11 protein-coding genes, 1 tRNA gene and 1 pseudogene are annotated in these 10,448 nt (G+C 33.9%); 5 read left to right on the top strand and 8 right to left on the bottom strand.

The features are described from left to right. Positions 1–328: pseudogene (locus tag HRU49_RS12755) on the top strand (glutamate--tRNA ligase); the annotation flags it as partial. Here the strand turns inward: HRU49_RS12755 and HRU49_RS12760 are convergent. Then, a complete protein-coding gene (locus tag HRU49_RS12760; protein ID WP_296357763.1) occupies positions 325–1,002 on the bottom strand; it encodes a hypothetical protein in 678 nt (225 codons plus the stop codon). The pseudogene HRU49_RS12755 and the gene HRU49_RS12760 sit on opposite strands and share 4 nt — an antisense overlap. A gap of 84 nt (positions 1,003–1,086) precedes the next feature. Here HRU49_RS12760 and HRU49_RS12765 point away from each other — a divergent pair, with 84 nt between their 5' ends. After that, on the top strand, positions 1,087–2,019 hold the full coding sequence (locus HRU49_RS12765; RefSeq protein ID WP_296357765.1) for an SPFH domain-containing protein: 933 nt from the start codon (positions 1,087–1,089) through the stop codon (positions 2,017–2,019). 329 nt (positions 2,020–2,348) lie between these two features. On the opposite strand, the gene HRU49_RS12770 is transcribed toward HRU49_RS12765, so the two are convergent. Beyond that, positions 2,349–4,355, bottom strand: coding sequence for a glutamine--tRNA ligase/YqeY domain fusion protein (locus HRU49_RS12770; protein WP_296357767.1), 2,007 nt, complete (start codon positions 4,353–4,355; stop codon positions 2,349–2,351). Between the two features lie 91 nt (positions 4,356–4,446). On the opposite strand from HRU49_RS12770, the gene HRU49_RS12775 reads away from it, so the two are divergent. From HRU49_RS12775 to HRU49_RS12785, 3 genes are all read left to right on the top strand, one after another. Continuing rightward, on the top strand, positions 4,447–4,647 hold the full coding sequence (locus HRU49_RS12775) for a zinc ribbon domain-containing protein (protein WP_296357769.1): 201 nt from the start codon (positions 4,447–4,449) through the stop codon (positions 4,645–4,647). A 44-nt stretch (positions 4,648–4,691) separates the two neighbouring features. Next, positions 4,692–5,054, top strand: a complete 363-nt coding sequence (gene folB / locus HRU49_RS12780) for a dihydroneopterin aldolase (protein WP_296357771.1) — start codon at positions 4,692–4,694, stop codon at positions 5,052–5,054. Between the two features lie 52 nt (positions 5,055–5,106). Further along, positions 5,107–5,177: transfer RNA gene (locus tag HRU49_RS12785), tRNA-Cys, on the top strand. 53 nt (positions 5,178–5,230) lie between these two features. On the opposite strand, the gene HRU49_RS12790 is transcribed toward HRU49_RS12785, so the two are convergent. The 6 genes from HRU49_RS12790 to HRU49_RS12815 are packed head-to-tail and all read right to left on the bottom strand — an operon-like array spanning position 5,231 to position 10,313. Next, complete coding sequence (locus HRU49_RS12790) at positions 5,231–5,887, bottom strand: hypothetical protein (RefSeq protein ID WP_296357773.1); 657 nt, start codon at positions 5,885–5,887, stop codon at positions 5,231–5,233. A gap of 32 nt (positions 5,888–5,919) precedes the next feature. Next, on the bottom strand, positions 5,920–6,315 hold the full coding sequence (locus HRU49_RS12795) for an RDD family protein (protein ID WP_296357776.1): 396 nt from the start codon (positions 6,313–6,315) through the stop codon (positions 5,920–5,922). 8 nt (positions 6,316–6,323) lie between these two features. Further along, a complete protein-coding gene (locus tag HRU49_RS12800) occupies positions 6,324–7,007 on the bottom strand; it encodes a LysE family transporter (RefSeq protein WP_296357778.1) in 684 nt (227 codons plus the stop codon). Positions 7,008–7,049: 42 nt separating this feature from the next. After that, positions 7,050–7,721 carry a head GIN domain-containing protein gene (locus HRU49_RS12805; RefSeq protein WP_296357781.1) on the bottom strand — a complete coding sequence of 224 codons (672 nt, stop codon included), beginning with the start codon at positions 7,719–7,721 and terminating at the stop codon, positions 7,050–7,052. A gap of 16 nt (positions 7,722–7,737) precedes the next feature. Then, positions 7,738–8,037, bottom strand: coding sequence for a heavy metal-binding domain-containing protein (locus HRU49_RS12810; RefSeq protein ID WP_296357784.1), 300 nt, complete (start codon positions 8,035–8,037; stop codon positions 7,738–7,740). A 32-nt stretch (positions 8,038–8,069) separates the two neighbouring features. Next, entirely contained in the window at positions 8,070–10,313 is a 2,244-nt protein-coding gene (locus HRU49_RS12815; protein ID WP_296357786.1) for a VacB/RNase II family 3'-5' exoribonuclease, read from the bottom strand. Positions 10,314–10,448 lie beyond the last annotated feature (135 nt).

Here is a 10,448-nt window from a genome sequence, read left to right on the forward strand (position 1 = left end):
TTTTTGGGAACTTAGTCATTTCTTTTTTAAGGCTCCTTCCACCTACGACGAAAAGTCTTCTAAAAAAGCATTAAAAGACGGCACTAACGATCTCCTTAAAACGGTTATAGAATTGATTAACAAAACAGAAGATTTTACCATTGAGCAGCTTCAATCCAATATCAAAGGCTGGATTACCGATAATGGCATTGGATTTGGAAAAGTAATGATGCCATTACGTTTAGCGCTTGTTGGTGCTTTACAGGGTCCTGATGTTTTTGATATAATGTATTTAATAGGTAAGACTGAAACTGTTAAGCGTGTTGAAGCGTTAATAAACCACAATTAAAAGGTTAACTGCGCTGTAAACGTAAGCATAGACTGATTGCCTTTAAACTCTTGATTGTTGCCGACATTTAAGTCTTCGTTATTTAGGTTTGACAACATATTTGTGAAACCATAAACGTAATGGCCTTTTAATTTAAAGCTTCCAAAACCAGCGGATAAACCGACTACTCCATTAACATTAAAGTTGGAGATTTTAGAAATGTCTTCTGTAAATAGAGTGTCATAATTGGCTATTATCAAACCTTCATTTGAATCATCCTTTAATTCTAAATCTCCATTATATTGAAGCATTGGTCCTAAATCTAGGGTAAGGTTGCTACCTATTAATTTCGTGTGAAATAGAAATGATAACTGAGCTGTTAGAAGCTTATACTCAATAAACTGAGCTGTTGGATTGGTCAAAGATATTGCGGCAATATCGACATTATTCTCTGATAACGTTATATTATAGCTAACGGTGTACCATTTGTGTGGTATATCTACTGTGGCAGATAAACCAGCAATCCAACCCGTATTGCTATTGGTTGTAAAGTTATCTGTAAGAATATCAAACTGTGTTATTCCTCCCTGAAGTCCAATACCGTTTTTAATAGCATAACGCTTGTGCTGTGCATTACTAAGTGTAACAAAAGTGATACTTAGAACTACTAATAAAAGAAGATTAGGTTTTTTCATGCGATTTTAGAGCTAATAGAAACAAACCTAAGTAAAATTATTTACATTTAGTATTCGTATTCACTAACCATTAAAAAACTTGTTATGGGTCAATTTGTTATTATACCGATTATATTTTTTGGACTAATTATCCTTATTTCTGCTTTTTTCATTGTAAAACAACAAACCGCTGCTGTGATTGAACGATTTGGCCGTTACCACAGTATCAGACACTCGGGCCTACAAATAAAAATACCGTTGGTAGACCGTATTGCTGGTAAACTAAGCCTTAAGATTCAACAATTGGATGTAATCATAGAAACGAAAACATTGGATGATGTATTTGTAAAGCTTAAAGTCTCTGTACAGTACGTTGTGATTAGAGAGAAGGTATACGATGCTTTTTATAAACTAGAATATCCTCACGATCAAATTACTTCATTTGTATTTGATGTGGTACGCGCTGAAGTGCCTAAAATGAAATTAGACGACGTCTTTGTTAAGAAAGATGACATCGCCATTGCTGTAAAGCGCGAGCTTCAAGAGTATATGTCTGAATATGGTTATGATATCATTAAAACCTTAGTTACTGATATTGATCCTGATGCTCAGGTAAAAGCAGCAATGAACCGTATTAATGCTTCTGAAAGAGAGAAAATAGCTGCACAATTTGAAGGGGATGCACAACGTATCTTAATTGTAGAAAAAGCAAAAGCTGAAGCTGAGAGTAAACGTTTACAAGGTCAAGGTATTGCCGATCAGCGTCGTGAAATTGCTCGCGGATTAGAAGAGTCAGTTGAGGTTCTTAATAACGTAGGTATAAATTCTCAGGAGGCCTCAGCATTAATTGTGGTGACGCAACATTATGACACCCTTCAATCTATTGGAGAGGAGACTAATAGCAACCTTATCTTATTACCTAATTCACCACAAGCTGGTAGTGATATGCTTAATAATATGGTGGCTAGTTTTACAGCTAGTAATCAAATTGGCGAGGCTATGAAGAATGCTAATAACAAAAAGAAAGGCGACGAATAAACGCCTTTTATTTCAATAAAAAAGCCTCAGAACTTTTGAATACTGGGGCTATTTTATTTGCCTAAAGAACCATTAATTCCCAAAATTGGTAACACCACAAAACATGAGCCATGGCAGCGTCAATGGCACCTTATTGATGTATAATTAAAAACTAGGTAAAGAAGGATAACAACAATGATAACTGTTATATTTCCTACTTTCATTTTTGCTTCTGTCATTCCAGAATCACGGAATCATATATTTTCAAATAACACGAGATTGTACCATAAAAAACCTCTAGAAAAATAATCTAGAGGTTCTTTCTTAAATTTTATAACTACATCTTTTTCTCAAATTTCCGAGGCTTCACCTACTAAAATCTCATTCTTGTCCTCAAGGGCTTTAGTTATAAAATCGTTGATCTCGTTATTACGTTCTAAACCGTTTTTAAGGAGTTCTTTTAACGTAATTATAACAGCAATGCGTGTGCCAGCCTTTTTAATCGCTGTAGCAAACAAAGGCTCTAATTCATCGTAAGATACCGTATTAGCAAGCTTTTGTATTTCAGCTTTTACTTTTAGTTGTTTCTCTTCAGGGTAATTGGTGTATTTCTTTCCTAATTGCTGAATCACACTTATTGCAGCTCGTTTTTGTTGCGGTTGCTTCGGTTTGTTTTGATTATTATTCTGAGGTTTTGGCTTTTGCTTGGCCCAACTATCTCTTAACCCTACTGTTTTATTAAATACAATTTTATCTGCCGTTGAATCTTCATCAACAACAAAATAACCTAAGCGCTGAAACTGGAACCGCTCTCCTTCTTTAACGTCTACTAAGCTTGGCTCTAAATAACCTGTTTTTACAGTCAAAGAATTTGGATTTAGAAACTCCATAAAATCTTTTTCTTTATCACTATCTGGAGCCTCGTGCATAAACAAGCGATCGTATTCTCTTATTTCGGCAGTAATAGCATGATTAATAGATACCCAATGTAATGTTCCTTTTACCTTCTTTGAGGTATCTGTGTCGTAGTTACAATGGATTTCCGTAATGTTACCACTATCATCTTTAACAACAGCATTAGCTTTGATTATGTAAGCATTCTTTAATCGAACTTCGCCTCCCAACTTCAATCTAAAAAACTTATTTCCAGCTTCTTCTTTAAAATCCTCTTTCTCAATATATAACTCTTTTGAAAATGGAACTTGTCTAAAACCGGCTGATGCATCCTCCTGATTATTTTCAGCTTCTAACCACTCCTCTTTATCCTCAGGATAATTAGTAATTACCACTTTTACAGGGTCTAAAACAGCCATGACTCGATTTGCCATTTTATTTAAATCTTCACGAATACAAAACTCAAGCAAAGACACATCAATCACATTTTCACGCTTAGCCACTCCAACTGTTTCTACAAACTTTCTTATGGCCGCAGGTGTATAACCACGACGCCTTAGTCCAGAAATAGTGGGCATTCTTGGATCGTCCCAACCCGAAACCACTTTCTCTTCTACAAGCTTAAGTAGCTTACGCTTACTCATTATGGTATATGAGAGGTTTAAACGTGCAAATTCTCGCTGTTTTGGTGGTAGTGGTAAGGTATCCTTATTGTATTCGTAAACATGGTCTCTAAACCAATTATAGAGCTTTCTATGAGGTTTAAATTCTAAAGAACATAATGAGTGTGAAATTTGTTCTATGTAATCACTTTCGCCATGCGTCCAATCATACATTGGATAAATACACCAATCATCTCCTGTTCTGTGGTGATGTGCATAGAGAATTCGATACATAATCGGATCACGCATTAACATATTAGGATCTTCCATATCAATCTTAGCGCGTAACACATGTGTTCCAGCTGGGAATTCGCCACTTTTCATTCTAGTAAAAAGGTCTAAATTCTCTTCAACCGTTCTATTTCTATAAGGGCTATTAGTACCTGGTTGTGTTGGTGTTCCCTTCTGCTCTGCCATTTCCTCAGATGTTTGACTATCTACATAAGCCAATCCATCCTTAATCATTTGAACCGCCCAATTATAAAGCATTTCAAAGTAGTCTGACGAATATAACTCATTAGCCCATTGATAACCTAACCAAGCAATATCACGTTTTATAGCATCTACATACTCCTGCTCTTCTTTTGCAGGATTTGTATCGTCAAATCTCAAATTAACCGGAGCGTTATAGGTCTCTCCCAGTCCGAAACTGATACCTATAGCCTTGGTATGCCCAATATGTAAATAGCCGTTTGGTTCTGGAGGAAAACGAAAACGCAACTTGTCTTTGGAAAGTCCGTTTACCAAATCTTCTTCTATGATGTGCTCAATAAAATTGAGTGATTTTGAATCTTCTGACATCGCTAAATTTTAAAGGGTAAAATTACACAAATTGTAACATTAATGCACTATGACCTACGAATAGATATACGTAACTAAAACCAAAAATCATATGAATTACAAATGTCCAAAATGTGGCAACACCACATATGAAATTAGTGAAATGAGAGCAACAGGTGGTACCTTGTCAAAAATTTTTGATGTACAAAATAAAAAGTTTACCTCTGTAACCTGTAAACAGTGTACTTATACAGAGTTCTTTAAAGCCAAAACAAGCGCAATTAGCAATGTTTTCGACTTTTTTACGAATTAATTAATTGATGTTCCTTTACGACAAGAATCTAGTATTTTTGCACCATGGGAATTATTAAAGTTGAAAACATTAGAGTTTATGCCAATCATGGTTGCTTAAAAGAAGAAACCATTATTGGTAGTGATTACAGAGTTGATGTTGAGGTTAAAGCTAATCTAAAACCATCATCTAATTCTGATGCATTAGAAGACACAGTAGATTATGTGTTTTTAAATAATGTGGTGAGAGAAGAGATGGCTAAACCCTCTAAGCTATTGGAAACTGTAGCACAACGCATATTAAATCGTTTTTTTGACGAGGATAAACTAATATCAAAAGCAACTGTTTCTGTTAGCAAAATAAATCCTCCGATTGGTGGTGATGTTGAGATGGTTACAATTCAACTCTCTCAAAAACGAAAAAAGTAAGCCTAGATAGGCTAAAACGCTAAATATTTATATATTTGCTGTCCATTTATTGGGTGTCGTGGCCGAGTGGCTAGGCAGTGGTCTGCAACACCATCTACAGCGGTTCGAATCCGCTCGACACCTCAACAATTTAAAAAGTCTTTAGTTAGTTCTAAAGGCTTTTTTTATTTGATGATTCAAGCCTCTAAATGTTCAATTAATTTAACTACACTAGATGGTGTTTTTACATCAACTTTATTAGTTTTTCTATAGATTTTAATTTGCTTCTTCTTATCCTGATATAACTTCTTTAATTGACCTAAGGTTTTAAAAATTGTTGTTGTACCCTCTTTAATAATCCAATACTGTTTATAAGGCTTTATCTTATAAATCTCAGGAAGGTCTATTTCATAAAAATTACCTCGATTTTCTATTGAGGTAACTGTTCTGCCTGATGTTGTCTGAGATGTACCTCCATATCCACCACTCGCTGCTGTTGAGGATTCTAAATTGCATTTGTGCTCTAAATAAAGTGGAGTACTTGATGTTTTCAATAGCTCTAGAAATACATTGTCTTTCCTAAAAAATTTACGGTTAGCTACATAAATGGTATCTATTCTACTTATATCAGATTCTGACATTGCTAAAATCTTTCCGTCATCTTTAAAAGCAAAATTTTCGGATAATGAATTATAGTTTAAAGCCCTTGTAAGCTCAGTTCCGTCCTTCATTAATATTCGTCCTTCAACAAAGTCCGGTAGAACGTAGTGTGACTCTTTTTTGTTGTTTTGAGAAAAGCCTAGATTAAAGACAAATACAATTAAAGTGTACTTAAGGATGTGATTAATTTTCATACTTAAATATAGGATAATAAAAGTTAAATTAATTATTTGTCTAGAATTACAACAGACTTCGTAACTGAATCGTGGATCGCTTGCCGTTTCTCAGTGGAGGTAATACTTAATAAAGATAACCAACCTAGAAAAAACTTAAATAGAAAGCGAATAATTGCCTGAATAAGAGAAATATTCTTCTCATAATTAGACTCACATTTAACCTTAATATCCGAAAAATAATGCCCTAGGGTATTTCCAAAACAACTTAGCATTATCGGCTCGTATAAAATGAAGAAGAAAATAAACAAATACATGCGAAGCTGATCTGGAACATTTTCAAACGTATTTAATAATTCTGAAGTGCAATACATAGCAAATAAAAGAATTGCAACATCTTTTACTGCTGCCTTAATTCTAATTTGAATTGTAGGATATTCAAATGACATATAATCCTCTAATTTATTGGATTTACCTTATCAATCTGTTCTTTACCTTTTTCGTAGAGTTCTGGAAATAAGCCTTGAGATAAGAGTAACATACCAAAACCTAAAATTACTAGAGCTACGATTTTCTTAGTTTTAAAAATTCGTTTTGGAGTTAGTTTATTTTTTAAGCGTTTTGCTGCTGCTATTTTAAAAAGATCAGCAACAAAATAGGCAACTAGCATTGAAATAATAAAAACGGTTACACCATTTTCTGATGTTGTTATAGAGGTCCCAATAACAATGAAACCTAACCAACCTAATAGTACACCAATGTTTATAAAATTGAGAAGGAATCCTTTGGCAAACAATTTTCCGTAATCCTTTTTAGGAAGTTCAATTCTATGATGTTCTCTTACAATAGACCGAAAGGACTTTGAAATCTTAATAAAAGAAATAAGACCATAAACTATGAGTAAAACCCCACCAAAAACTAATAGCTTGGGATCGTCTTTAATTTTCTCTAGAAGGGTATCTGTGCTCATAAAAATGAGCAGGATAAAAACAATATCAGCAAGGATTACACCAAGATCAAAAATAAGAGCACTTGTAAAACCTTTGGTAGCACTAGTTTCAAGTAAAACAAAAAATACTGGACCAATGGTAAAGGCTAAAATTATTCCGAAAGGAATGGCTGTTAAGATATCATCTAACATGTAAACTTGCGGTTTACACAAAAGTAAAAAACTAAGCCGAAATTACATACGCTTAATCCGACCACCTAAAACTTTGCTTTCGTCCACTTTTTTTGGATTACCATAAATATAAACATCGCCACCAGCTTTAATTCTTACGTCAACGTATTCAGAAGCATTGAGATATGCTTCACCTGCGGCGTTAATGCTTACTTCTGTTTGTTGAGTTTTAAAATCTTCTCCATTAAAAACACCTCCAGTATAAATTGAAATATCTTGATTTTTAGAGCTTCCTGACACATTAATAATACCTCCTGTTACAGCCCTCATATTTGCATAGGTTGTTTTTAATTGAGCTGTTATTTCACCTCCTTCTTGGGTTTTTAAATCAATTTCAAATTGCTCAATAGGATCTTCTACAGTAATTTTAGCTCCTTCATTAGCATCAATAACTTCTACTGATGTGTAATATAATTTTACAACTGTATTATTACCATCATAGCTCTCTTCAAGATTCATCCTAACCTTTAGTTTACCATTTTTATTAATGATCTGTACTTCTTTTCTGTTATCACCTACAATTACAGCTCTATTTTCATCTGACTTTATCATTTTAACATTAATAAGATCATAAACCTTTAGTGTAGAGAATTCTCCAACAGATTTTTCTATAGTGTCTTGAGCAGAAAGGTTAAAGCTTAATGCTATACTTAATAAAAAGATAAATTTTTTCATTTGTTTTTAATTTTAATTATTCAGCCACTTTTACTGCTGTTCCTGTCACAGAGACCATGGCATAGTTATGTGTTGTCAATTCTATTTCAACTTTTATGCCAACTACGGCATTTGCATTTAATTGCCTAGCATTTTCTTGAAGTTGACGAAAAGCTTTTTCTTTTACAACATCAATACTATCTCTCACTGCACTAAAGTATTTTGACATACTAAAGCCCATAGCGAGCTTTTCTTCATTAATTGCCACACCAGTCACAATACCTAAATAATCGACAATTTTGAAATTTTCTATTGAATTTGTTGTGGTTAGAATCATAATTTAAATTTATAGCATTATATACGACAAATTTAATCTTCTAATACAGGTTTTCCAACTAAGTAGAAGTCTAAATGTTTCTTAACTAAATCCGTGGCTTTCACTTTTACAATAACCTCATCACCAAGTTGATACATTTTGTGATTATGTCTACCAATCATAGCATAATGGTTTTCATCAAAATCATAAGTATCATCCTTCATATCTCTCACACTAACCATACCTTCACATTTATTACTTGTAATCTCCACATAAATTCCCCAATCGGTTACGCCAGAAATAACACCTAAGAATTCTTCATCCTGATGGTCTTGCATAAAACGAATTTGCATATACTTAATAGAATCGCGCTCTGCCTTTGTGGCTAAGTATTCCATATCACTAGAATGCTTACACTTCTCTTCGTAAATCTCTTCATTAGCTGATTTACCTCCATCGAGATAATGTTGTAGTAAACGATGCGCCATAACATCTGGATAACGACGAATTGGAGAGGTGAAATGACTGTAATAATCAAAAGCTAATCCATAATGCCCAATATTATGAGTGGTATATTCTGCTTTGGACATGGTTCTTACAGCTAAAGTATCAACGAGATTTTGTTCTTTTTTACCAACAACATCGGTCAATAATTTATTTAAAGAAGCAGCTACGCTATTACGATCTTTAAAATTGAGTTTATGACCAAAACGACTGACTACATTCTGCAATTGCGCAAGCTTTGCTTCGTCTGGTTCATCATGTACACGATACACAAAGGTCTTTTTTGGGTTTTGTTTACCTATAAATTCTGAGACCTTTCTGTTTGCTAAAAGCATAAACTCTTCGATTAATTTATTGGCATCTTTACTCGTTTTAAAGAAAACTCCTGTTGGATTAGCAGCTTCGTCTAAATTAAATTTAACCTCAACCTTATCAAAGGAAATTGCACCAGAACCCATGCGTTTAGAGCGCATTTTTTTTGCGAGTCGATCTAACACTAAAACAGCTTCAGCTATTTCCGCTTGGGTACTATATACTTTTCCGGTTAGTGAGACTTCTTCTGGAATGGTTGTGTTCAGTTGAGACGCTTCGACTGTGCTCAGCGTGACAGAAGGATTATTCTCTATAATAGCTTGTGCTTCTTCGTATGCGAAACGTGCATCAGAATAGGTCACTGTTCTACCAAACCACTGATGTTTAATCTCGCATTTATCATTCATCTGAAATACTGCAGAAAAGGTATACTTTTCTTCGTGTGGTCTTAGTGAACAAGCTCCATTAGATAAAATTTCAGGTAACATAGGGACTACACGATCTACAAGGTAAATCGATGTTGCACGTTCATAAGCCTCATCATCTAACACAGTGCCAGGTTCTAAATAATGAGATACATCTGCAATGTGAATTCCTATTTCATATAATCCGTTTTCTAAAACCTTGAATGAAAGTGCATCATCAAAATCTTTAGCATCTTTTGGATCTATAGTAAAGGTTAAGTCTTGACGCATATCACGTCGCTTAGCTATTTCTTCTTCAGTAATAGACGTATCTATTTGATTAGCGAACTGTTCTACTTCGTAAGGAAACTCATGTGGTAGGCCATACTCAGCTAAAATAGAATGGATTTCTGTGCTGTGCTCTCCTGGTTTTCCAAAAACTTCAACCACTTTACCGTAAGGCGAATCTGCTTTCTCAGGCCAATCAGTAAGCCTAACCAGTACCTTATCTCCATCTTCTGCTTTTTTAATTTTATTAATAGGTACAAAGATGTCTTTATACATTTTAACATTATCGGCAATTACAAAAGCAAAGTTCTTTTTATCATGAATCTGGATGGTACCAACATAATCACTTTTAGCACGCTTAATAATATTGGTTATTTCACCTTCTACTTTACCACGCTTTCTGCGTTTGTAGGCATAGAATTCTACTTCATCACCATCTAAGGCTTTATTAATATTGTTTGATGCTATAAATACATCCTGTTCAAAATCATCTGAAATTATATAACCGTTACCCTTAGCAGAAAGGTCTAAAATACCTGTAAAGTAATCCGTATTTACAATGGCCTTAAATTTACCACGATCGACTTGTTCTATCTCTTGCTTAGCCGCAAGCTTTGCTAAAGTTTTTATGATTTGGTTTCTACTACTAGCATCATTAACACCAATAATAGCAGCAATTTGTTTATAGTTAAAGGATTTGTTTCGTTCTTTTTTTAATATACTTAAGATTGTATTTGTAAGGTTAGAAATCTTATTTTTTCTAGATTTCTTTTTTCTTTTTTTTGTCATTATTATTTGTAATCATTTTCATTTCCTAAAAGTGTTAGGAATTCTTCATTTAAAACTTAATATGGGTGGAAGTGAAGTTATTAAGTTTGTTACAAAGCTACATTATTAAAATTTAATAATGTTTAGATAAGGTGA

Origin of the sequence: Winogradskyella sp., assembly GCF_013213975.1 — a bacterium.
In the GTDB taxonomy this organism is placed as follows: domain Bacteria; phylum Bacteroidota; class Bacteroidia; order Flavobacteriales; family Flavobacteriaceae; genus Winogradskyella.

Coding starts and splice junctions, on each gene's coding strand:
- HRU49_RS12790 (WP_296357773.1), bottom strand. CDS start 5,887: ATGAAAATTAATCACATCCTTAAGTACACTTTAATTGTATTTGTCTTT.
- folB (WP_296357771.1), top strand. CDS start 4,692: ATGGGAATTATTAAAGTTGAAAACATTAGAGTTTATGCCAATCATGGT.
- HRU49_RS12765 (WP_296357765.1), top strand. CDS start 1,087: ATGGGTCAATTTGTTATTATACCGATTATATTTTTTGGACTAATTATC.
- HRU49_RS12770 (WP_296357767.1), bottom strand. CDS start 4,355: ATGTCAGAAGATTCAAAATCACTCAATTTTATTGAGCACATCATAGAA.
- HRU49_RS12805 (WP_296357781.1), bottom strand. CDS start 7,721: ATGAAAAAATTTATCTTTTTATTAAGTATAGCATTAAGCTTTAACCTT.
- HRU49_RS12800 (WP_296357778.1), bottom strand. CDS start 7,007: ATGTTAGATGATATCTTAACAGCCATTCCTTTCGGAATAATTTTAGCC.
- HRU49_RS12775 (WP_296357769.1), top strand. CDS start 4,447: ATGAATTACAAATGTCCAAAATGTGGCAACACCACATATGAAATTAGT.
- HRU49_RS12760 (WP_296357763.1), bottom strand. CDS start 1,002: ATGAAAAAACCTAATCTTCTTTTATTAGTAGTTCTAAGTATCACTTTT.
- HRU49_RS12810 (WP_296357784.1), bottom strand. CDS start 8,037: ATGATTCTAACCACAACAAATTCAATAGAAAATTTCAAAATTGTCGAT.
- HRU49_RS12815 (WP_296357786.1), bottom strand. CDS start 10,313: ATGACAAAAAAAAGAAAAAAGAAATCTAGAAAAAATAAGATTTCTAAC.
- HRU49_RS12795 (WP_296357776.1), bottom strand. CDS start 6,315: ATGTCATTTGAATATCCTACAATTCAAATTAGAATTAAGGCAGCAGTA.